The sequence below is a fragment of the Pseudomonas sp. HLG18 genome (assembly GCF_051903985.1).
In the GTDB taxonomy this organism is placed as follows: domain Bacteria; phylum Pseudomonadota; class Gammaproteobacteria; order Pseudomonadales; family Pseudomonadaceae; genus Aquipseudomonas; species Aquipseudomonas fluorescens_BT.
Map to the genome: position 1 here is coordinate 2,400,980 of NZ_CP195831.1, position 21,553 is coordinate 2,422,532.

A 21,553-nucleotide genomic window follows, 5' to 3' on the forward strand; every position below is an offset into this window, starting at 1 on the left:
ATAGGCGGTTGGCGGGTGCCGCGACCGAACGGATGTCACACAAACTTCATGTTTTGCGAGTAACGGCGCCCGCAGGCAAAAAAAATGGCAGCCCCGGAAGGGGCTGCCATTCGAACGGCGGACTGCGGATGAAACCTTACAGAGGACGGCCGATGCCGTTGCAAACGCTGGCGTTGTTGATGTTCAGGTTGTTGCCGGTGGAGTTGGTGATGAAGTTGGCGGTCACAGCGTTTTTCCAGTTGGTCGGAACCACGCTGAAGCCGTGAGCGATGGTTGCAGCGGCATTGCCCGGCACGCTGTAGTGAGTGGTCAGGAAGGCTTTGACGTCAGCCGCCACGGAGGCGTCCTTGTAGCACTGGCCGAAGATGAAGTTGGTGTAGGCAGCGATCGGGTAACCGCTGGTTGGGTTGGCAACCACTGGAGCCCATTGCGCCGGGTTGGCTGGTGCGGTTGGCAGTGCGACCGAAGACAGCGCGGTCGTGACGTTGGCCGGCGTCGGCTGTACGCCGTTGACGCGAGAAACCACGGCGTTGCTGCTGGCGTTCACGCCGTCCGGGCCAACATAACCGATGGAGCCGTCAACGGCGTTCACGGCAACAGCGACGTCAGCGGTGTTGGCCACACCGACGAAAGTCGATGGCAGCGCAGTACCGGCTGGCAGCAACGAGTTGGCGAACGTGGTGTTGACCGAGAACTTGCCCGGGCAAACGTTGTTCAGGTGACGGGTGAGGATTTCCGAAGTGCCGCTGGCAGTGCTGCGATACACAACGCGGATCGGCGTGGCATCAGAGTTGCCCAGCAATTGGCCCCAAGTGGTCGCAGTACCGGAGAACACATTGCAGAGCTGGGCGCTGGTCAGGTTCAGAGCCGTCTGGCCGGCTTTTTTGTAAGGGATGGCAACCGAAGTGGCGACCGACGGCAGCTGGATCAGCGGGCCGTACGAAGCACCGAAGTTAGTGTTGTAGGTGCTGATTTCCGAAGCGCTGAGGATCGAGTCGCTACCGGCGAAGTGCACCGAACCAGTGGTGCTGAACAGCGCCGAGTTGTTGGTCAGGAAAGCGGTCTTGCCAGTGCCGCTACCGGTACCGACGTAGCTGAAGTTGGCTGGCAGGATGCTGTTGCTAGAGCCTTTGTACAGAGCGGCAGGCAGAGTCGCGCCACCACCGGTTACGTTGGCGGCCATGGCCTGGGCGGAAGCCAGGGCAGCGACGGTCAGGGAAGCTGCGATCAGAGTGCGCTTGAACATGAAGAATCTCCTTTTCAACGTTGGTTGTGAACACAGGTTTTCAGGGGACTTGCATGACACTGGGAAGACTCACCGCCGACCTTCGCAAGCGGGGTCCGTGGTTAAGTCGCACTGAGAAATTCGCAGTTTCCGGTGACAGATAAAGGAAAAAACCTCGGGAGGTGCAGGCTGATTTTCGAGGGATTTTCTCGGGTGTTTGCGCCGTTGTGCGGAGTGTCTGCGGCAAGCTTTTCGGGGGGATCGGCCACAGCCCTTGAAGGGCCGTTGCAGATGACAGAAAGGAGAACCCGAGGATGGCTGGATCGAGGCTCGGGTGATGGAGAATCCTTTGCAAAAATGCTGAATTATTTATCGCTCTGACTGGCCCTATCGCTGGCAAGCCAGCTCCCACAGTGTTCGGTGTTGTTAATGCAATTTTCTTCCCAACACAAAAACCTGTGGGAGCTGCGGTGCGACGATTCGACTTGCCAGCGAAGGGGCCGAAGCAGACAACATCAAACCAACAGACACACCCCTACTGCACCAACTGGTTGATCTCGATGATCGGCAACAGCACCGCCATCACGATCACCAGCACCACCCCGCCCATCACCACGATCATCAGCGGCTCAAGCAACGCGGTCATACCCATCGCCCGGCGCTCGATATCCCGCGACAGTGTTTGCGCTGCACGCTCGAGCATCGGTGGCAGCGCGCCGGTTTTCTCACCGCTGGCGATCAGGTGAATCAGCACCGGCGGGAACACGTTCTCCACTTTCAGCGCTGCCGCCAGGTTGACGCCCTCTCGCACCTTGGCGGTGGCCTCATTGACGCTCAGGCTCAGACGATCATTCGACAAGGTCTGCCGCGCCGCTTCCAGCGCCCGCAACAACGGCACGCCGGCGCCACCGAGAATCGCCAGCGTCGAGGCGAACCGTGCGGTGTTCAACCCCAGCACAAACCGCCCGATCAGCGGCAGCTTCAACACCCGATGATGCCAGCTCAAACGCGCCGCCGGGTTACGCAGATACAAGCGCCAACTCCAGAACGCAGCGGCCATGACACCTGCGCACAACCAGCCCCAGGCGCGGATGAAATCACTGGCATTGAGCATCGCCAGCGTCAGGCCCGGCAGATCCTGCCGGGCCTGGGAAAACGCGCTGACCACCTGCGGCACCACATAACTGAGCAGGAAAATCACGATACCAATCGACACCAGCCCGACCACACCCGGATAGATGAACGCGGTGAGAATCTTGCCGCGCAGGTTGTTACGTTCCTCGATGTAATCCGCCAGCCGTTCCATCACCTGAGCCAGATCCCCCGACTCCTCGCCCGCCGCAATCAACGCCCGGTAAATCTCCGGAAAATCCCGAGGCCGCGCCGCCAGCGCTTCGGCCAGGCGCATGCCGCTGCGCACATCGGCGCGTACGGCGCTGAGGGTGTGAGCGATGTGCTTTTTCTCGGCCTGTTCGACCGTGGCGCTCAGCGCCGCTTCCAGCGGCAGACTGGCACCCAGCAGGCTCGACAGTTGCCGGGTGGCCCATGCCAGATCGTTATCCGACAGCTTGGCGCTGAACAATCCCCCGCCGCCATGTTGGGAGACGTTGCTTTCCCTCTCCACCGACAACGCCGTCAGGCCACGACTGCGCAGCACGCCAAACGCGGCGCCCTGACTGTCCGCCTCCAGATGCCCGGATTCGATCTTGCCGCTGGCATCGGCGGCTTCAAAACGATAGCGATTCATCAGGCGTCCCGTGTCACACGAAGGATTTCTTCCGGCGCCGTGGTACCGCTGCGAATCCAGCGTTCGCCGTCCTCGCGCAGGCTGAACATCCCGGCCTTGCTCGCCGCCGCACGCAACGCCTGTTCCCCTGCCCCTTGGTGGATCAGCGTGCGGATGTCGTCATCGATGCAGAACAATTCATGAATGCCGGTCCGGCCGCTGTAACCGGTGTGATTGCACGCCGCGCAACCGACCGGGCGCCAGGTGCCGGGCGTCGCCGGGTCTTCTTGTTTGCACTGATTGCACAACCGTCGTACCAAGCGCTGGGCCAACACACCGAGCATCGACGAAGCCAGCAGAAACGGCTCGACGCCCATGTCGACCAAGCGGTTGACCGCCGACACCGCATCGTTGGTGTGCAACGTTGCGAGTACAAGGTGACCGGTCAGCGAAGCCTGCACCGCGATCTGCGCGGTTTCCAAATCGCGGATCTCGCCGATCATGATGATGTCCGGGTCCTGACGCAGAATGGCGCGCAACGCGAGGGCGAAGGTCATGTCGATCTTGGCGTTGACCTGAATCTGGCTGATGCCCGGCAGGTCGTATTCCACCGGGTCCTCCACGGTGAGGATGTTGCTGGTGCTCGCATCCAGCCGCGCCAGCGCCGCGTAGAGACTGGTGGTCTTGCCGCTGCCGGTCGGGCCGGTGACCAGCACGATGCCGTGGGGCTGGCGGATCAGGTGATCGAGTTTGGCCAGCACCTGCGCGTCCATGCCAAGGGTCTCCAGATGCAGGCGCCCGGCCTGCTTGTCGAGCAAACGCATCACCACCCGCTCGCCATGGCCGGTGGGCACGGTGGAAACACGAATGTCGATCGGTCGCCCCGCTACGCGCAGCGCAATGCGCCCGTCCTGCGGCAGGCGTTTTTCGGCGATGTCGAGCTGGGCCATGATCTTGATCCGCGACACCAGCGCACCGTGCAAGGCCTTGCGCGGCGAGACCACGTCGCGCAGGGTGCCGTCGACCCGGTAGCGCACCACCGAATGGGTTTCGAACGGTTCGATATGAATGTCGCTGGCCTCGTCCCGCGCTGCCTGGGTGAGCAAGGCATTGATCATGCGGATCACCGGCGCGCCGTCCTGGGTGTCGAGCAGGTCAGTGATTTCCGGCATGTCCTGCATCAGGCGGTCGAGGTCGACTTCGTTTTCCGCCGCACCGACCACCGCCGCCGCACTGCCGGTGTCGGCGTAGGCAGTGGCCAGCAGGCCGTCGAGTTCGTCATCGCGCACCCGCTCAAGCCTGGCCGCGCCGAACTGCCGGCGCACCTCGCTGATCGACCAGCCCGGCGTCGACGGGCACACCGTCAGCACGCCGTCGCGCAGCAGAATCCGCTGCGCCTTGGCCCAGGCATAAGGCAATGCGCTCATTGCAACGGCACCGCTTTGATCGTCGCGCGCGGGCCGGACACCGGTGCCGGCACGCCTTGGGCGGTGGCGGGCAATTGCGGCGCCTGCATGTCCGGCATCGCCCAGCTGCGCTCCGGTTGCAGACCGCCCTGGGCGCGGCGCATGAAGTCGTAGCGGTTAAGCGTGATGCTGCGCCCCGCCGCGCTGTCGCGGATGATGTACGGGCGCAGGAACACCATCAGGTTGGTCTTGGTGATCGAACGGCGCTCGTTGCGAAACAGCGCGCCGATCCCCGGGATGCTCGACAGCCACGGCACCGCGTCATTGCTCTGGCTGTAGCCGTCCTGCAGCAGGCCGCCGAGTACCATGATCTGCCCGTCATCCAACAGAATGCTGGTGTCGAGTGCGCGTTTGCTGGTGACGATCCCCGCGGAGTTGGCCGCCGCCGAGGCGCGTTCGTCGATGCTGCTGACTTCCTGATAGATATCGAGCTTCACCGTGCCGCCCTCGGAAATCTGCGGCCGCACGTTGAGCTTCAAGCCGACTTCTTCCCGGGTCACGGTCTGAAACGGGTTGTTGCTGTTGCCCCCGCCACCGGTGACGTAGCTGCCGCTGACAAAGGGGATGGTCTGGCCGACGAAAATGCTCGCCGCTTCGTTGTCCAGGGTCAGCAGGTTCGGTGTCGACAGCACGTTGGTGCCGCCCTTGCTCTTCAGCGCCCGGGCCAGCACTTTCAGGTCGAGGATCTTACCGATCCCGGGGATGTCGACGGTGCCGTTGACGTAGCCAAGGTTCAAACCTTTGGGCAACACGTCGACACTGGTCTTGCCGTTGACGTTGATCCCCGAGCCACCAAGATTGGCCCCACCGATCACGCCGTTGCCGGCCAGATTGCCGGTCTGCCATTGCACGCCGAATTCGCTGGCATCGTCCTCGCCGACTTCGACGATCAGGCTTTCGATCACCACTTGCGCACGGCGCTGGTCGAGCAGATCGATGACTTCGCGCAGGTTGCGGTACAGCGGCTCCGGCGCGGAAATCAGCAAGGTGTTGGTGGTTGCGTCAGCCTGAATGGTCACGCCGCCGGCGCTGAAGGCAACGTTCTGTTCGCTGCTCTGCGCATTGCCGCTGCCACTGGTGGCGCTGCTGCCCTGGGCATAGCTGCCGCCGGTGCTGCCGTTGTTGGTGGTCGAAGTGCTGCCGTTGGTTTGCGTGCCGCTCTGACCGTTCTGCCCACCGCCCGAGTTGGTGGAGCCGCCCATCGCACTGAGTACTGAGCGTGCACTGTCGCTGGTGCCGCTGTCGCTCTCGCCGGTCAACAAACCGCGCAAGGTCTGGGCCAGTTTGCCGGCCTGGGCGTTGCGCAGATACACCACGTGCAGGTTGCTCGGGTTGCTCTGGGCGTTGTCGAGTTTGTAGATCAGATTGCGCGCCAACTCGGTGCGCTCGGGGCTGCCGGCGCGGATGATGATGGTGTTGGAGCGCGGGTCGCCGATCACTGCGATTTTCTGCGTTGGATCGTTGCCCGGCGCGTCGAGCAGGTCGGCCACCATCGGCGCGATGTCGGCGGCGATGCCGTTCTGGATCTGCACCACGTCGGTGTCGATGGCGCTCGGCGTATCGATGCCTTGAATCAGTTGCGCGACCCGCGTGAGGTTCTCGGCGTAATCGGTGACGACAATGGTGTTGTTGCCCGGATAGGCATTGATCGGATTGTTCGGCGACACGATCGGGCGCAGCACCGGGATCAGGTTCACCGCGTTCTCGTATTGCAGGCGGAACGTGCGGGTGAGCATGCCGTTGCCGGCCGGTTTGTCGGCGCTGTAGATCGGCCCGCCGAGCAACTTGGCGTCGGCCTCCGGCACCACCTGCGCCACACCGCCGACATCGACCACGCTGAAACCCTGCATGCGCAGCGCCGCCAGCAGCATGTCGTAAGCCTGATGCGCCGGCACCTGGCCTTCGGAGACCAGCGTCAGATTGCCCTTGACCCGAGGATCGACCAGAAACTGCTGACCGGTGGAGCGCGACAACGCCCGCACAACCGCTTGAATATCGGCATCGACAAAATTCAGCGTCACCGGTTGATCGCCCAACGGATTGGCCGGCAACGTCGTGCCCCGCGCCGAACCGCCGCTGCGGGCGCGCTCGGTGATGTTGTGCAATGGCTTGGGCGCCGGTCTGACCTGAGCCTGCGCCCGCTCGCGGTCGAGCACCGCGTCGCCGCTGCGCTGGGTGTTGGCCAGCGGCCGGCCGAGTTCGCTGTCCACCAGCAGCGGCGGTTGATTCGGAGGCGTGGTGTTGCTGCACGCGCTCAATGCCATCAACAGCATCGGCAACGCCATGCGTTTGGATCCTGACCCCTTCATGAAGCTTCCTTAGCGCCCAGCGCCTGATCCATGCGTACGGTGCCCGACAGAGTGCCGGCGGTGTCATCGGTTGCGGTGTCGTCTGTGCGTTGCAGGCGCGCCTCGACCACTTGCAGTGAAAAACGGCGGGGCTGGATCAACAACCAGTCGAGGACGGCGTCGGCGGGTGCTGCGTCGAAGGTCAACTGCCACCCTGCGGACGCGGCCGCCAGTTGGTAATGGCCGCCCAGTCCGCCAGCCTGCAAGGTCTGTTGCAGCGACTGCTCCAGGTTCTGACCGTCCGGGCGCACGCTGACGTCGCGCAACAGCACTTCCAGCGCTTCGGCCTGGGCGCGCAGCTTCGGGGTTTCTACCTGCGAGGCGGCGATCTTCTTCAGCGGCGGCTGAATCAGCGTCACCCACACAAACAGCCCCAGCAACAGCGCCGCCATGCCGCCGACCATGCGTTTTTCCCGCACGGCCAACGGCTGCCAACGGGCCTGCAACTGAGCATTCAAGCGCTGCCAACCGGCGCGGTATTTCGCCAGCGCTGGGCTATTCATCTTCGGCTCCGCTGCTGTCGTCGTTGTCAGCGACAGCGGCCACCTCGCCGGCCGGGCGCAAGACCCAACCGTCCTCATCGGCGCTGACACTGATTCCTGCCTGGGCCAGCGCCGCCTGCCAGTCCTTGTCGTTACCCGAGCGCCGGGCCTCAGGCAGCAGACGCAGTTGCAGCACACCGTCGACGAACGCCAGACGCTGCACCGTGCCCGCCATGAACGGCATGCCGCTGCCCGCCTGCAACACCAGCCGACTGAAATCCTGACCCGGCGCGTCCTGCGCGCCTTGCTGGCGCGCTGCGATTTGCTGACGGGCCTGTTGCAGCGGATTGAGGATCACCGGCAACTCGGGGAACGCCTGCTTCACCCTCTGCGCCATCTGCGCCTTGATCAGTTGCCCTGCCCCGGCCTCTCGGGCGGCGTACAGGTTCAAACCGATCACCCAGACCACCAGCGCCAGCGCAGACAAACCCACCGCCCGTCCCCAGCCCCGACCTTCGGCACCGGGTTGCTGAATGCCGCCGTGCAGGCCCCAACTCGGTAATGGCCCGGACCAGCGTTGTGCGTCGGCCAATGTCGACTGCACCGCCTGCGGCGCGCCCTCACCGATCCAGTGCGCAGGCAGGGCGATTTCCATCAGCCACGCTTCATCGATCAACGGTTGCACCTGCGCCGAGTCCGGCCCCTGACGCAACAACAAATGATCGCCGAGCAGTTGCCCGACGCCGCCGGCCATCACCGGCAAGCTGTAGGCCGCCGGGTACAGGCCTTTCAGGTTCAACCCGATCTCGTGCAGCAACTGCCCGAAGTATTGCAAGTCCCGGCGCGGCAACCAGGCAATCTGCACCTGCCCCGAAGCGTCGCGCGGGCCATGGGCGACGTGCATCGTGGTGATGTCGCTGAGCATCAGCGCCTGCGCGGCGCACTGCACGGCGGCGGCGGTTTTGCCGGTGGTCAACGGCGGCAGGTTGATGCTCGCCAGCAGGCTGTCGGTCGGGTGCAGGAAACACACCAGCGGCAGCTTCGGCAGTTTGCGCAGCCGTTGACGATCCTGGCGAGTGACCTTGCCGTGGCGGTCCAGCCACGCGCAGTCCAGCTCACTGTCGAGATTGAGTTCCGCCAGTGGCGGCAAACTTACGCGCAAGTGGTTCATACGCCCACCCGCGACCAGATCACCTGGGGCAAACGATCCTCGCTGCGATGCAGCAACGCATCGAGGCTGACCCGCCGCTGATCGCGTCGCGCCTGCCCACGCAAACGGAACCAGTCGCTGGTGATCCCGACCTTGACGCTGGTGATCTCCAGTTGCGGCAAGCGCAGGCGATTGACGAAATCCCCGCGATTGATGAACCAGCGCCCGGCGTCGCGTTCATTGATCAACGCCTGCGCCCGCTCCAGCGACAGCCCCGGTACATAGGCCGCCAGCACCGGTGCCGTGGCGGTGTTGCCGTTGAGCCAGGTGGTCGCCGGAATCACCGTCAGGTACGGCGCCAGTTTCATCAGCACCGCATCGTTGACCCCGTCGACACTGCGCAGGTCTTCAAGATTGCGCAGCATCGGCAAGGTTGGCGATTGCGGTTTGCGCGAGGCAGACGGCGACGTGCTGCGGCCGCTGTCGAAGGTGTTTTTCGTCACAGGTTTATCCGTCAGTTGTGCATTGAGCAGATGCGGATACGAGCCGATCACCCGCTGACTGATGCGACGACTCAACGCGTCGCTGATACCGATCAACCCACACAGGCGCTCAAAGGCCTGAACCTGGGCGTCGTCGATCCGTTCGTTGGCCACCAGATTGCGCAGGTTGAACTTGCCCTGCTCATCCTCCAGCCGCCCTTCGAAACCTTGAGTGTTCAACTGCTGCGCCCAGGGTTGATCGAGTCGGGTCAGCGGATCGCGTTGCCGCGCATCCCACAACAATTGCCGGCTGATCTCCAACCCGCCGTGCAGCACCCAATGGCCCTGCACGCGCAATTGTTCGGCTTCCAGCGCCCGGGTCGAAACGCTCTGACGCGTCAGCATCCCGGCGGCGATCACCGCGACCACCGCCGCGATCAGCAGCGCACTGATGATCGCCATCCCCTGCTGGTTCGATTGGTAGTTCATGACCGGCCTTACAACTGCCAGGAACCGATGTCGGCATTCACGCCGTCGCCGTCAGGCTGGCCGTCGGCACCGAGGGAAAAGATGTCGATCTCGCCGTTGGCACCGGGATTGAGGTATTGATAAGGACGACCCCACGGGTCATTCGGCAGGCGCTCCAGGTACGAGCGCCAGTTGGTGTTCTTCGCATCGGCTGGGCGCTCCACCAACACTTTCAGACCCTGGCTCTGGCTCGGGTAAGTGCCGTGATCGAGGCGATACAGCTTCAGCGCCTGCATCAACCCGCCAATGTCCTGCTTCGCCGCCGTGGCCCGCGCCTGATCCGGCCGGTCGAGCACCTTGGGCACCACCATCGCCGCCAGAATCCCGAGAATCACCACGACCACCATGATCTCGATCAGCGTAAAACCCTGCTGCCCACGGGGCATCCGGCTCGGTCGACCGGGTTGTTTGAACTGCGCGATATCCATCTCGTCATTCCCTGGCTTGATTCGATTCGACGCGCAGTGTTGCAAGAAGATATGTCAGGGATGTTGAAAATCCTCGGGAGTTTCCGTCGTCAAGCCGTCAAGCACGGGCGTTAGCGTCAAGGGCTGCCCAACAGCCCGAGCCCCCGATGCGCAGCCCCTCTCCGCAAGCCGGATTCACCCTGATTGAAGTGCTCGTCGCGCTGGCGATCATCGCCGTGGCCATGTCCGCCGCCGTGCGCGTGGCGGGGTTGATGACGCAGAGCAGCGGGATCTTGCGGGATCGCTCGATTGCGATGATTGCGGCGCAGAGTCGGATGGCGGAATTGCGGCTGGAGGGGCGATTGCCGATGGGGTTCAAGGCGATGGAGTGTGATCAGGGGCGGTTGTTGTTGCGGTGTGAGCAGGTGATTGGGGGGGCGGAGAATGGGCGGTTGTTGAAGGTTGGGGTGCAGGTTTTTGATCGGGGACAAGAGCGGCCCCCTTTGGCTCGGCTTGAAACGTTGCTCAGTCGCCCGGAAACCCCCTAGCCCGCTCAAAAACGTCAGGCACGATGTATAAGGAACAGATCGGGATCCTTGAGGACCTCGCGCCTCAAATCTCCCGATCTTCACTCACAACCATTGAATCAATTTTCTACTGTTGAACCACTGAAAATGTTCTGGAAGCTGACACAGAACCGTCAGCAACGGCCGCAATCATGTGTGCACCCAGAGCAAGCCCACTTAAAACCAGTAACCATTTGCCTGCTGCGTCAGCAAGGACAGTACCTTTCAACATTGCTCCATCGAACACTTCGACGTTCGTCCCTGGTTCCGAGTGACCTGCGACTGTCACACTGGTATCAGAGGTTTTTCCGTTTTGAGGTACTTCACCCTTGGAATCCCTGATAGAAACGATCACGGGTGCGGTGGCATTGGACTTGGATGTAGACATATCAGTAACTCCGTTTCGTGAGATTGTTTTGACGGAGTGATTCAATCGTGGACCGCAGGAAGCGTCACCTGTCAGATTTAACAGGTATCCGGATGTTTACGACCAACGGTCATTTCTCTTGTATTCGTTTTTCACCCTGCTCGATCACTGGGTGAGCAGCTCAAAGACATGACGGTGACGCGATGGAGCGGTGAATGTCCGGATGCGCCTTCAGAGCCAAATAGCGACGACGTTATTAAGGATGCCGCGATGCGGTACCGGGAATTTTTATATAGGTCCTTGTTCGGGAAACAGAGGCTTTCACAGCACCCACCGATTTGATCCTGTACCGTTTCACCGGCCCGTCGATAGCGTCCGCTTTGACTTGGCTCATGGTCAAAGCCAACTTGTAATGCAGCTCGAGCACGCTATCGTTTCCCAGCTCTTTGAGATAGCTGTATGGCACGCCCTGAAAATATTCCCCGTCATTTATCCATTTCTGATTTACCGACGCGCCGGGGACATTCCAAACCTGACGATTGTGGTTTTCACCCGTGGCAGTCTTGCCTTTCAATTCCAGCCAAACAGGCTGACCAGCCTTCATGAATGCCCAGATCCCCGCACGCAAAGTACCGCCCTCCGTGACGTCGCTGAGATCCAGCTCATCGCCATCAGCCTGTACGATGCTGAGTTTATCCAACTCCGCGGCAGGTAACGGCGAGAGGTTTACAGTCAGCGTGCCCGACGAGGTTTTACTGCCGCCCTCCGTGACTTCGTACTTGAGTATGAAGGTTTTAGCTGCGTTGCCGACGTTGGCAGCAATGGCCTCAGAATCAATCGAAAACTCCACACTCCCAATCTCCGCGCCCTGCATGGGTGGAATCGTAGGGGAGCCGACTCCCGGAGTGCCGGACATTATCAACTGAATGCTTTGCTCCTTATTCATACCGGGGTAGGCAACGCTCACCTGTACACCTGATTTGGCATCAAGAGCGGCCAGGTTCACACTCGCGCTGACATCTGGCGCGTGTGGCACTTGCAGTATCGGACTTTGAGCAATTTGGGCCTGAGGATCATAAACAAAGATGCGGCCATCAGACGCGCTCAAGTCCACCCGGACAATGGGCATGAACTGCCCCGTCTGCTGAAAATAATCGCGCTGAAAAAAGCGAGCGCTCGTTAACGCCGTTTCATTTGTATAGAAAAAGGCTTGAATGGGGAGCTGTCGCGGAATGTTCTGGGGCCATGCGCCGATGATGACCTCGTTATGAAGCCTGCGCATACCAGGATCAGGAAGGTGAGATCTAACATCAACACTCATCGCAAATTCGGATTGATTTGGACCGAAACTACAATGGTGCCCATAAACCCCATTCAACTGATCGTAGTAAACGAGCCATGTTGCGATATCGATAACACCTTGCTCCAAACAGGGCTTGCTAATGGGTAACGCCATATACTCGTTACAACTGTCGCTTCGAGTATCGGTAGCGGCATCAAACGGATAGGCGCATCGTACGGTAAGGGGAAAACCTGTGGGTGCCGCCATTTCCTTGAGGATCAAACCTTGGCTTTTCGAATACAAAAAACTCTTGGTGCCGACATCCTCACGCACATAGGAAAATGCCACGCCATTCCGCTCTACCGATCCGAGGCTTGGGTTCCACGCATGGTAGTTAGGTGAAGCACTTGTCACTCTGATCAACACGCCATTGCAGTCGTAGGCGGGCGTGTTACCACGACAAGCAGGCGTAGTATCGGCATACCGTGCATTCAGCTTATCGGCCACTTGATAACCGATGTACAACTGATCCTGCTGATTGAATCCGAATACCGCACGCTCTGCCTGAGCCAAATCCATTCGCAGAATTGGCAGCCAATCCCCGGTAGTTGCAAAGTAGTCATACTGATCTTTCTGTGCCGCGAACAACGAACCTGATTTATTCGCATCGTAAAAAAGCGCCTGCATCGGAATTTTTTGGGGTGTGCTTTCGTCCCAGTTACGTATCTGCAACTGGGTAGGTCTGGCCGACCAATCGCTGTCGATGCCTTGATGCGCCAGCAGGCTGGCCTTGAATAGCATGGGATTGAGGCTGCTGAACGAGCATTGCTTTGTGGGTTGTCGGCCTTGTTGCTCGAAGTGCGCCAGCCAACTCGCTGAATCACTCACTCCCTCGCTTGCGCAAGAGCTCGCGTCGGCGGCCTGTCGACTTGCCGCTGACAGGCCGCAACCGAAACCAGCACGGCTCTCAACAGGTTCAAACGCGAAAGGATAGGCGCAAAGAACGTCTAGTGGCTGATCCTTGCCGATGGCCGTGAATGAATCACTGAACACCATGCCGTTGGCTGACGACAATGTCTGCGTACCCAAATCGGCACGCAGATAGACAAAACTTTCCGCCCCCAATTGCGCGGCCACATCATCGTGTTTCCAGAACTCGATCATCGGAGTGCTGCCATGCAACATGACGCCGCTGCAAAAATACGCCGGGTTGCCGCCCGCACACTCTGTTTGCACGTTTTGATAGCGCTTGTTGAGCAACTGTGCGATTTCCGGGCCGGTTGCGGCTTCACCCAAGCTATTGAACAGTAGCAATACCAGCAGCCACGACCTCATCCACGTCCATTCCATTTGCATGATGCTGCGCCTCGATCTCAAGCTTCGAACGGGCCCAGGAGTAAACCCGGTCCACTGTCAGGCAATCATTAGTTGTGCATGGCGAACATTTCTGTTCAGGCATGAATACACGGGATGATTGAAGGCTTGAAACACAGCGGCTGTCACCTGTCATATCTGACAGGTGAGTGGAACTTCAAGATGAATGGTCATTTCTTTAGAACAATGTGGACTGATCTGTTTTCTTTTCTGATGCCGCGTTTCGATTTGGCGTGCAGGTCGATTCCACGCCACGGTAAACCTTTTTCCTTGGCGGGTCAGGTTGCGCGGGCCTCGGTACGTTTCCAATTTCACTCGTGAAACATCCTTGCTCACTTCGGGAATCCCGGCTCGGGTTTCTGACAGTCCGATGCTATCGAAAAGCCCAAATGCTGGCTGCAGGACAAAACCTGAAAAGCTGTGCCCAAACGGCTGATTCCTGTCATTCGCGGGATGCGCAGGGTAACGGGTGAGCGTCTGACATCAAAACGTCATTTATTCATCGCAGGAGTGCCATGTTTCCCAAGTAATGTCATCGCCAATGAGATCGATCTCAAGCGAGTGAACATGACAGATTTGAAAGAGGTTGCACGGCTGGCAGGTGTTTCGCGGGCGACCGCCGCACGAACCTTTGCCTCCCCCGAAGTTGTGCGTCCGGCGACCCGAGAGCAAGTATTCGCCGCTGCGCGTCAGCTAGGTTTTCGGCCTAATCGCCTCGGCCGCCAACTACGCTTGCAAACCACCAACCTGATCGGTGTGGTGGTGCCCAATCTGCTTAACCCTGTGTTCGCCGAGCAATTTCAGGCGATGGAGCAGGCTGCACGCTTGCTCGGTTACAACCTGTTGCTGGCAACTACCGACTACAACAGCGAGCGCGAAAGCGCGGTGGTCGAGGATTTGTTGCGCCAAAGGGTCGATGGTCTGGTCCTTACCGTGACTGATGCCCAGAGCAGTCGCGTGCTGCAAAACCTTGCCAACGAAGACACGCCTTTTGTGCTGGCCTATCACCAGCCCGACAATCCTGAATACAGCGCTGTGTCGGTGGATAATCGCGCCGGCATGGCGCTCGCCACCCGTTATCTGCTGGAAACGGGACACTCGCAGATCGGCATGGTTGCCGGTCCAGCCTTGCAGTCAGACCGCTCTCGACTGCGTTACGCCGGTTATCTCGACGCTATGCGTGAGGCCGGCCTCGACAGCCTGCCGGTGATCGAAATGCCTGCCCATACCCAGGCAGACTTCGCCGTCATCGAGCCCTTATTGCGCAGCCCGCAGGCACCCAGTGCGCTGGTCTGCTCCAACGACTTGCTGGCGATCAGTCTGATCGCGGAACTGCGGCGCAACGGCTGGAACGTGCCCCGGCAGCTCTCGGTCATTGGCTTTGACGGTATTTCCCTTGGTACTCAAATGCACCCGACGCTGTGCAGCGTCGTTCAACCCATCGCGGCGCTGGCTTGCACCGTGATCGATCAACTGTTGGCGCAGATCGCTGGCGCCGCACCGGTTTCCCATTGCCTGCCCTGCCATATCCGGTCGGGCGAAAGTACTCAGCCCTACGAGGAGATGTTTGATGATCCGATTCAGTAAAACCCTGGCGGCGTTGCTGCTATGCGGTGTGACCAGCCTGGCACAAGCCGCCGAAACGGCGATTTGCTACAACTGCCCGCCGGAGTGGGCGGACTGGGGCGTGCAGCTCAAGGCGATTGCCGACACCACCGGCGTGCAGGTCCCACTGGACAACAAGAACTCCGGCCAGTCACTCGCGCAACTAGTGGCCGAACAGGCCGCTCCGGTGGCCGACGTGGTGTATTACGGCGTGACGTTCGGTTTACAGGCGCAAAAAAAAGGCGTGACTGGAACTTATAAGCCCAAGGGTTGGGATCAGATTCCAGTCGGTCTGAAAGATCCGGAAGGTCATTGGTTTGCGATTCACTCCGGCACCCTCGGCATCATGGTTAATGTCGATGCACTGGGTGGTTTGCCGGTTCCGCAAAGCTGGGCCGATCTCCTCAAGCCCGAATACAAAGGCATGGTTGGTTATCTTGATCCGTCCAGCGCTTTCGTGGGTTACGTATCTGCCGTGGCCATCAATCAGGCAATGGGTGGCACCCTGGATAACTTCGCCCCCGCCATCGATTACTTCCGGAAACTGGCGAAAAACTCGCCCATTGTGCCCAAGCAGACGGCTTACGCGCGGGTACTGTCCGGCGAGTTGCCAATTTTGGTCGATTACGACTTCAACGCCTATCGGGCGCGTTACAAGGACAACGCTAACGTAGCGTTCGTGATCCCCAAAGAAGGCAGCATCAGCGTGCCTTACGTGATGAGCATGGTCGCCAACGCCCCACATCGTGCCAACGCCGAGAAGGTGTTGGATTTCGTCCTGTCCGATCAAGGTCAGGCGCTGTGGGCTAAGGCGTACCTGCGACCAGTGCGCGCGGTGAAGATGCCTGCCGACGTCGCCGCGCAGTTCCTGCCGGACAGCGAGTATGCACGGGCCGGCGTAGTTGATTACGAACACATGGCGGCGGTGCAGGAAGCCTTCTCGGCGCGTTATCTGAGTGAGGTCAAGTAAGTGACGGCTTCGGTAGTAAAAGCCCGGGAAGTCCGGTCGGGTTGGTCCATCGTGCCGCGCTTGCGACCGACAGCTGCCTGGGCACTAGCGCCAGCAGCAGCTGTGCTGTTCGCATTCTGGTTATTGCCGCTGGCGCATCTGATAGTGCTGGGTGGGCAAAGCCGCGACGGCAGCGACAGCGGTTACTGGCAAGTGCTTGGCAGCGCGCAATACCTGGGCAGTCTGGCGCAGACCTGCATTCTTGCTCTCGTGGTGACCCTTGCGGCGCTGTTGGTGGGCGGTATCAGTGGCGTGTTTCTGGCTCGCCAGCGCTTCTTCGGCCGCTCGGCACTGGTCGCCTTATTGACCTTTCCGCTGGCGTTTCCCGGCGTGGTGGTCGGCTTTCTGGTGATTCTGCTGTCCGGTCGTCAGGGGCTGTTCGCCACGCTCGGCCTTGAGCTGGTGGGGGAGCGCTGGATTTTTGCCTACTCGCTGACGGGGTTGTTCATCGGCTATCTGTACTTCTCGATTCCGCGGGTGATTCTCACGGTGATGGCCGCTTGCGAAAGCCTGGATCGTAGCCTGGAAGAAGCCGCCCATTCACTGGGGGCGGGTCATTGGCGAGTGGTCTGCGATGTCATTGTGCCCGGCCTGGCGCCGGCATTGGTCTCATGTGGCGCGATCTGTTTCGCGACCTCCATGGGCGCATTCGGTACGGCCTTTACCTTGGGCACTCGGCTGAACGTGACCCCTGTGGCGATCTACAACGTGTTCACCAATTACGCCAACTTCGCAGTGGCGGCTGCGCTGTCGGTGGTGTTGGGTGTGGTGACCTGGGCCGCGCTGCTGCTGACCCGGCGGCTGGTCAAACAATCGGGGACTGTATTGTGAAACGCTCAACGCTGTTTGTCGGGCAACTGGTTTTTACCTTGCTGGTCTGTGCCTTTATGCTGGTGCCCGTGCTGATGTCGCTGCTGGCGGGGCTGACGCGCAATTACTTCGCAGGCCTGTCCAGCGGATTCACATTCGACTGGTTGATACAGGTTTGGCAAACCTATTCGTCGACCGTCTGGCTATCCCTGCAACTGGCGGTGGCCTGTGCTCTGTGTGTCTGCGTGATTGGCGTACCGGCGGCTTACGCGTTGGTGCGGATGAACAATCGCTTCAGCCGCGCGTTCGAAGAACTGATGGTGTTGCCCGTGGCGATGCCAGGCCTGGCCAGCGCCTTGGCGTTGCTGCTCACCTATGGTCAGTTCGGTGGGTTTCGCAGCAGCTGGTTATTCATTCTCGTCGGCCATGTGCTGTTCACCCTGCCATTTCTGGTTCGCCCGGTGATGGCTGTGATGCAACGTCAGCACCTGCCGACGCTGGAAGACGCAGCGGCCAGTCTTGGCGCCGGGCCGATCCAGCGTTTCTTCAGTGTGGTGGTGCCCAACTGCCGGGCCGGGATTCTCGCCGGGGTGTTGATGGTTGTCACCCTGTCGTTGGGTGAGTTCAACCTGACCTGGATGCTCCATACCCCGATGACCAAAACATTGCCGGTGGGCTTGGCCGACAGTTATGCCTCGGCCAGGCTGGAAGTCGCCAGCGCCTACACCCTCATATTCCTGTTGATGATCGTGCCGCTGCTCATTGCGCTGCAGGCCATCAGCGCCCGTATTTCCCGAGGAGCGAGCCGATGACCGGAACCACCATTCGCCTTGAGGGTTGCCGCAAGGCGTTCTCTGACGGCACCGTTGCTGTACATGATTTAAACCTGACCATCGAGGCTGGGGAAACCTTGGCGATTCTCGGCCCGTCCGGTTGCGGCAAAACCACCACCTTGCGCCTGATCGCCGGTCTGGAACGCCCGGACGTGGGGCAGATATTCTTTGGCGACAGCGATGTCACACGCCTGCCCATCGAGCGCCGCGACGTGGGCATGGTGTTCCAGAACTATGCGTTGTTTCCGAACCTGGATGTGGCCGGCAACATTGTTTACGGCCTGAAGATTCGCGGTCTTACCCCCGCCGAACGCAACAAGCGTTGTTCGGAATTGCTGGAATTGGTCGGTCTGCAAGAACATGGCAAGCGCAGCATTCACGAATTGTCCGGCGGTCAACGCCAACGTGTCGCCTTGGCCCGAGCACTGGCACCTCGGCCTCGGGTGTTATTGCTCGACGAACCCTTGGCAGCGCTGGATGCTCAGTTGCGTGAGCGCTTGCGCAGCGAGCTGGATCAGTTGCTACGTGGTTTGGGAATCACCGCGGTGTTCGTCACCCACGACCAGGGAGAAGCCATGGCGTTGGGGGACCGCATCCTGGTCATGGAGCACGGCCGCGTCGCGCAATTGGCTTGCCCGCGGGAAATCTATCAGCAACCGGCCAACGCTTTCGTGGCCAGTTTCGTTGGCAACCTCAATGCTTTTTCTGTGACCGAGCGTACGTCCCATGGCTTGAGAGTCAGTGGTGGCGAGTTGCCGTGGAGTGGTGCGAGTCTGCCCGCCACCGTGTACTGCCGCCCTGAGCATTTGCGGGTGACGGACAACCAGGGTCATCTGCGCGGGCGCCTGGTGGGGCAGTTTTTCCAGGGTGCCCACAGCCGCCTGCTGGTGGATGTGGGTGCTTCACAGCCATTGTTGGTGGACAGCGCCGATGGCGTCATCCTCGCCCCCGGCACGCTGATTGCCTTGGCCATCGAGCCGCAAATGCTGTTTACCCTGCATTCGTGATCTTTAGTTTTCAGAGAACTTATCTTGAATCGTCCGTTTCTCATTGCGCAGATCAGCGATCTGCACCTTAAAGCCGGTCAAAGGCTGACTTACGGCGTCGTCGATACCCTCGGCGCGTTGCGGCGTGCTGTCGATCATTTGAATCGCCTCCATCCGCGTCCCGACATCGTGGTGATCAGTGGCGACCTGGTGGACTTCGGTCGACCTGATGAATATGCCGTGCTGCATCCCGAACTGGCGCGCCTGGAAATGCCTTGCTACCTCGTGCCTGGCAACCACGACAATCGCCAGCATTTGCTGGCGGCATTTGCCGATCATGCCTACCTGCCGATGTCTGCCGGCGCACCACTGGATTGGGTGGTTGAAGAGCACCCGGTGCGCCTGATCGGTCTGGACACGACGATCCCCGGCGCTCATGGCGGTCAATTGCTGGACAGCCAGTTGCTCTGGCTCGATGAGCAACTGGCTGGTCGTCCCGATGCACCGACGTTATTGATTCTGCATCACCCGCCATTTATCAGCGGTATTGGTCATATGGACCGCGAGCCGTTCATCAATGCGTCGGCGCTTGAGCAGGTCATCGCCCGTCACCCGCAGGTGGAACGCTTGCTATGCGGACATTTACACCGACCGATGCAGCGGCGTTTCGCTGGCAGCCTGAGTTGTGTGTGTCCCGGTACCTCACATCAAATCGTGCTGGATCTACAGCAAACCGCCCCGGCGCATTTCAATCTGGAACCGGCCGGGTATTTGCTGCATCGCTGGCAAGCGCAGCAGGGGCTGGTGACCCATAACGCCGTGTTTGGTGAGTATCCCGGACCGTATCCGTTTTACGACGCACATGGATTGATCGACTGATGGCACAGAGATTTTTCAAGGCGTTTTTTGACGAAGTTCTTCGGAGGTTTTAACCCATATCATTCTCTGCGCACGGTTCAGATCTTTCTTGATGATTAGTTAACGCATTGGTCAATCGCCTGATTGGCTGAGTGCTTCCCGCTGTCCTTTTAATGTGCCCGGAACATAGGTTCTGCGCTGGAGTTCGTCCTGATGAAAGCCACGCTTCAAGTATTAAGTTTTTTGACCGGCGGCCTGAGTATTGCCATGAGTCCGTTCGCCTCTGCTGATTTCATTAAAGACAGCAAAGCCAATTTGAACTTGCGCAACTTCTACTTCAACAATGATAACCGCGATGGGGCCGCCGCTCCTTCGAAGACCGAAGAGTGGGGGCAGGCCTTCATGCTCAATTATCAATCCGGTTTTACCGACGGCACTGTGGGGTTCGGCCTGGATGCCATTGGCCTGCTGGGTTTGAAGCTCGACAGCGGTGCGGGTCGTCATGTCGGTGGTTCGATGTTCCCCAATGACGGCGACAAGGCTGCGGACCAATGGGGCCGTGTCGGTGCGACTGCCAAGATGCGTTTCTCGAAGACAGAGCTGCGTTACGGCACCTTACAGCCGAAGTTGCCGGTAGTGGTCTCCAATGATGGCCGGCTGTTGCCTCAAACCTTCGAGGGCGGACAAGTCATCAGCAATGAAATCGATAACCTGACCGTCACTGCCGGCCAACTTGAACACGCCACCGGGCGTGCTTCCAGCGATAGCGCAGGTCTGGCCGTTGCGGGCGGCACAAAGGAAAGCAATAAATTTACCTTTGCCGGTGGCGATTACAAACTGACGAAGGATCTGACCGTTCAGTATTACTACGCCAATCTGGAAGACTATTACCAGCAGCACTTCGCTGGTTTGCTGCATGTGTTGCCGCTCGGTGAATACGGTTCGCTGAAAACCGATCTGCGTTATTTCAAGACCACGTCCGATGGCAAGAACAGCAGTGCGGCCGGTCGCGCCAACGGTTACAAGTTCGGGGGTTACACCAAAGGCGGTACCGGTGAAATCGACAACGATACCTGGAGCGCGGCGTTCATTTATTCGTTGGGCGGCCATGCAATTACGGCGGGCTATCAACGTGTTTCCGATGACAGCAATTTTGCGCAACTCAATCAGGGTGGCCTGGTCGATAAAGGCGAGGCAGGTGCCAGTCTTTATCTTTACACCGACCGCACCATTCAGACCTTCATCCAGGCGGGGGAGCGAACCGCATTCGCGCAGTATGCCTACGACTTCGCTGCACTGGGTGCTCCTGGCTTGAAGGCATCGGTGATGTACCTCAAGGGCGACAATATTCAGACTGCCAGCGGCAAGGACGCAGGCGAATGGGAGCGCGATATCTCTCTGGACTATGTGATCCAGAGCGGTGCGTTGAAGAACGTCGGTTTTGGCTGGCGGAACGCGATGTCTCGAAGTGATATCGCCCGCGACCAAGACCAGAATCGCCTGATCGTGAGCTATACAATTCCGTTGATGTAAGGCGTAAAAGTTACTTACGAAACTCAGACGCGCGAATTAGTCTGACAGTCGTTGATTTGCCTTCAAAGCGAGCGGCTGCTATTGGCCAATTCTGTTGAAACAGTCGGTCTGCCCAACTGCCAGATCATTGACTGGTGAAAACGCCTTTTTGCACGCCGCTACGTGAAATCCGAGTCCGAAGCCTCTGCCAAAAGTAGAGATTTCAATCTCGGACGCGTACTTTTTTGATGTGCAAACCATGGCCGACTTATTCAACAGAATCGGCCGAAAGCGGCTCCACGCAATTTCCTGGAGCTCGACACCTGCTCTGTTGATAGCTCGCGCTGCATCCTGTTCTATTCAAAGAAAGGCGCCTGCTTGCGCGTCGACACCATGGGTGAGCAGCTCAACGACATGACGGTTACGCGATGGGCCGATGAGTGTCCGGATGCGCCTTCAGAGCCAGATCGCGGCGACGCGGGTTAAGAAACCAAGGGGACTGAATGAAATAATTCAGTCCCCTCCCCCCCTAAATCC

Annotated in this window: 18 protein-coding genes; 8 read left to right on the forward strand and 10 right to left on the reverse strand. The window is 59.7% G+C overall.

The window, feature by feature from the left end; genetic code table 11:
• Nucleotides 1–136: 136 nt before the first annotated feature.
• The 8 genes from ACSPX5_RS10895 to gspG form a co-directional block, all read right to left on the reverse strand.
• Nucleotides 137–1,246 (reverse strand): substrate-binding domain-containing protein, encoded by a 1,110-nt coding sequence (locus ACSPX5_RS10895; RefSeq protein ID WP_169430643.1) that lies wholly within the window; start codon nucleotides 1,244–1,246, stop codon nucleotides 137–139.
• 514 nt (nucleotides 1,247–1,760) lie between these two features.
• Nucleotides 1,761–2,972: a type II secretion system inner membrane protein GspF gene (gspF, locus tag ACSPX5_RS10900; protein WP_207865909.1), complete on the reverse strand. Its 1,212-nt coding sequence runs from the start codon at nucleotides 2,970–2,972 to the stop codon at nucleotides 1,761–1,763.
• Nucleotides 2,972–4,378: a type II secretion system ATPase GspE gene (gene gspE / locus ACSPX5_RS10905; protein ID WP_207865911.1), complete on the reverse strand. Its 1,407-nt coding sequence runs from the start codon at nucleotides 4,376–4,378 to the stop codon at nucleotides 2,972–2,974. The genes gspF and gspE overlap by 1 nt, the downstream gene beginning before the upstream one ends.
• The gene (gene gspD, locus ACSPX5_RS10910) at nucleotides 4,375–6,726 is read right to left on the reverse strand and encodes a type II secretion system secretin GspD (RefSeq protein ID WP_439821678.1); all 2,352 of its coding nucleotides are present in this window, start codon (nucleotides 6,724–6,726) and stop codon (nucleotides 4,375–4,377) included. The genes gspE and gspD overlap by 4 nt, the downstream gene beginning before the upstream one ends.
• Nucleotides 6,723–7,268: a type II secretion system protein GspM gene (gene gspM, locus ACSPX5_RS10915; RefSeq protein WP_439821679.1), complete on the reverse strand. Its 546-nt coding sequence runs from the start codon at nucleotides 7,266–7,268 to the stop codon at nucleotides 6,723–6,725. Before gspM ends, gspD begins: the two co-directional genes overlap by 4 nt.
• Nucleotides 7,261–8,418, reverse strand: coding sequence for a type II secretion system protein GspL (gene gspL / locus ACSPX5_RS10920; protein ID WP_439821680.1), 1,158 nt, complete (start codon nucleotides 8,416–8,418; stop codon nucleotides 7,261–7,263). Before gspL ends, gspM begins: the two co-directional genes overlap by 8 nt.
• Nucleotides 8,415–9,368, reverse strand: coding sequence for a type II secretion system minor pseudopilin GspK (gene gspK, locus ACSPX5_RS10925; protein WP_439821681.1), 954 nt, complete (start codon nucleotides 9,366–9,368; stop codon nucleotides 8,415–8,417). The genes gspL and gspK overlap by 4 nt, the downstream gene beginning before the upstream one ends.
• 8 nt (nucleotides 9,369–9,376) lie before the next feature.
• The gene (gene gspG / locus ACSPX5_RS10930) at nucleotides 9,377–9,835 is read right to left on the reverse strand and encodes a type II secretion system major pseudopilin GspG (RefSeq protein WP_439821682.1); all 459 of its coding nucleotides are present in this window, start codon (nucleotides 9,833–9,835) and stop codon (nucleotides 9,377–9,379) included.
• Between the two features lie 146 nt (nucleotides 9,836–9,981).
• On the opposite strand from gspG, the gene gspI reads away from it, so the two are divergent.
• The gene (gspI, locus tag ACSPX5_RS10935) at nucleotides 9,982–10,362 is read left to right on the forward strand and encodes a type II secretion system minor pseudopilin GspI (protein ID WP_439821683.1); all 381 of its coding nucleotides are present in this window, start codon (nucleotides 9,982–9,984) and stop codon (nucleotides 10,360–10,362) included.
• Between the two features lie 106 nt (nucleotides 10,363–10,468).
• Here the strand turns inward: gspI and ACSPX5_RS10940 are convergent, their stop codons facing one another.
• Both ACSPX5_RS10940 and ACSPX5_RS10945 read right to left on the reverse strand, forming a co-directional pair.
• A complete protein-coding gene (locus tag ACSPX5_RS10940) occupies nucleotides 10,469–10,768 on the reverse strand; it encodes a hypothetical protein (RefSeq protein ID WP_439821684.1) in 300 nt (99 codons plus the stop codon).
• A gap of 235 nt (nucleotides 10,769–11,003) precedes the next feature.
• Nucleotides 11,004–13,385 carry a hypothetical protein gene (locus ACSPX5_RS10945; RefSeq protein WP_439821685.1) on the reverse strand — a complete coding sequence of 794 codons (2,382 nt, stop codon included), beginning with the start codon at nucleotides 13,383–13,385 and terminating at the stop codon, nucleotides 11,004–11,006.
• A 585-nt stretch (nucleotides 13,386–13,970) separates the two neighbouring features.
• On the opposite strand from ACSPX5_RS10945, the gene ACSPX5_RS10950 reads away from it, so the two are divergent.
• The 7 genes from ACSPX5_RS10950 (at nucleotide 13,971) to ACSPX5_RS10980 (ending at nucleotide 21,037) form a co-directional block, all read left to right on the forward strand.
• The gene (locus ACSPX5_RS10950; RefSeq protein ID WP_439821686.1) at nucleotides 13,971–14,990 is read left to right on the forward strand and encodes a LacI family DNA-binding transcriptional regulator; all 1,020 of its coding nucleotides are present in this window, start codon (nucleotides 13,971–13,973) and stop codon (nucleotides 14,988–14,990) included.
• Complete coding sequence (locus tag ACSPX5_RS10955) at nucleotides 14,974–15,978, forward strand: ABC transporter substrate-binding protein (RefSeq protein WP_169430652.1); 1,005 nt, start codon at nucleotides 14,974–14,976, stop codon at nucleotides 15,976–15,978. Before ACSPX5_RS10950 ends, ACSPX5_RS10955 begins: the two co-directional genes overlap by 17 nt.
• A 51-nt stretch (nucleotides 15,979–16,029) precedes the next feature.
• The gene (locus ACSPX5_RS10960; RefSeq protein ID WP_423815217.1) at nucleotides 16,030–16,848 is read left to right on the forward strand and encodes an ABC transporter permease; all 819 of its coding nucleotides are present in this window, start codon (nucleotides 16,030–16,032) and stop codon (nucleotides 16,846–16,848) included.
• Nucleotides 16,845–17,639 carry an ABC transporter permease gene (locus ACSPX5_RS10965; protein WP_439821687.1) on the forward strand — a complete coding sequence of 265 codons (795 nt, stop codon included), beginning with the start codon at nucleotides 16,845–16,847 and terminating at the stop codon, nucleotides 17,637–17,639. The genes ACSPX5_RS10960 and ACSPX5_RS10965 overlap by 4 nt, the downstream gene beginning before the upstream one ends.
• Nucleotides 17,636–18,667: an ABC transporter ATP-binding protein gene (locus ACSPX5_RS10970; RefSeq protein WP_207865929.1), complete on the forward strand. Its 1,032-nt coding sequence runs from the start codon at nucleotides 17,636–17,638 to the stop codon at nucleotides 18,665–18,667. The genes ACSPX5_RS10965 and ACSPX5_RS10970 overlap by 4 nt, the downstream gene beginning before the upstream one ends.
• A gap of 24 nt (nucleotides 18,668–18,691) precedes the next feature.
• Nucleotides 18,692–19,525, forward strand: coding sequence for a phosphodiesterase (locus ACSPX5_RS10975; protein ID WP_439821688.1), 834 nt, complete (start codon nucleotides 18,692–18,694; stop codon nucleotides 19,523–19,525).
• A 192-nt stretch (nucleotides 19,526–19,717) separates the two neighbouring features.
• Nucleotides 19,718–21,037, forward strand: coding sequence for an OprD family porin (locus ACSPX5_RS10980; RefSeq protein WP_439821689.1), 1,320 nt, complete (start codon nucleotides 19,718–19,720; stop codon nucleotides 21,035–21,037).
• Nucleotides 21,038–21,553 lie beyond the last annotated feature (516 nt).

Excerpts from the sequence above, each read along its gene's own strand:
- gspG (WP_439821682.1), bottom strand. The coding sequence starts at position 9,835 with ATGGATATCGCGCAGTTCAAACAACCCGGTCGACCGAGCCGGATGCCC.
- ACSPX5_RS10950 (WP_439821686.1), top strand. The coding sequence starts at position 13,971 with ATGACAGATTTGAAAGAGGTTGCACGGCTGGCAGGTGTTTCGCGGGCG.
- gspK (WP_439821681.1), bottom strand. The coding sequence starts at position 9,368 with ATGAACTACCAATCGAACCAGCAGGGGATGGCGATCATCAGTGCGCTG.
- gspM (WP_439821679.1), bottom strand. The coding sequence starts at position 7,268 with ATGAATAGCCCAGCGCTGGCGAAATACCGCGCCGGTTGGCAGCGCTTG.
- gspD (WP_439821678.1), bottom strand. The coding sequence starts at position 6,726 with ATGAAGGGGTCAGGATCCAAACGCATGGCGTTGCCGATGCTGTTGATG.
- gspL (WP_439821680.1), bottom strand. The coding sequence starts at position 8,418 with ATGAACCACTTGCGCGTAAGTTTGCCGCCACTGGCGGAACTCAATCTC.
- gspF (WP_207865909.1), bottom strand. The coding sequence starts at position 2,972 with ATGAATCGCTATCGTTTTGAAGCCGCCGATGCCAGCGGCAAGATCGAA.
- ACSPX5_RS10940 (WP_439821684.1), bottom strand. The coding sequence starts at position 10,768 with ATGTCTACATCCAAGTCCAATGCCACCGCACCCGTGATCGTTTCTATC.
- ACSPX5_RS10895 (WP_169430643.1), bottom strand. The coding sequence starts at position 1,246 with ATGTTCAAGCGCACTCTGATCGCAGCTTCCCTGACCGTCGCTGCCCTG.
- ACSPX5_RS10980 (WP_439821689.1), top strand. The coding sequence starts at position 19,718 with ATGAAAGCCACGCTTCAAGTATTAAGTTTTTTGACCGGCGGCCTGAGT.
- gspI (WP_439821683.1), top strand. The coding sequence starts at position 9,982 with ATGCGCAGCCCCTCTCCGCAAGCCGGATTCACCCTGATTGAAGTGCTC.
- ACSPX5_RS10955 (WP_169430652.1), top strand. The coding sequence starts at position 14,974 with ATGATCCGATTCAGTAAAACCCTGGCGGCGTTGCTGCTATGCGGTGTG.
- gspE (WP_207865911.1), bottom strand. The coding sequence starts at position 4,378 with ATGAGCGCATTGCCTTATGCCTGGGCCAAGGCGCAGCGGATTCTGCTG.
- ACSPX5_RS10970 (WP_207865929.1), top strand. The coding sequence starts at position 17,636 with ATGACCGGAACCACCATTCGCCTTGAGGGTTGCCGCAAGGCGTTCTCT.
- ACSPX5_RS10945 (WP_439821685.1), bottom strand. The coding sequence starts at position 13,385 with ATGCAAATGGAATGGACGTGGATGAGGTCGTGGCTGCTGGTATTGCTA.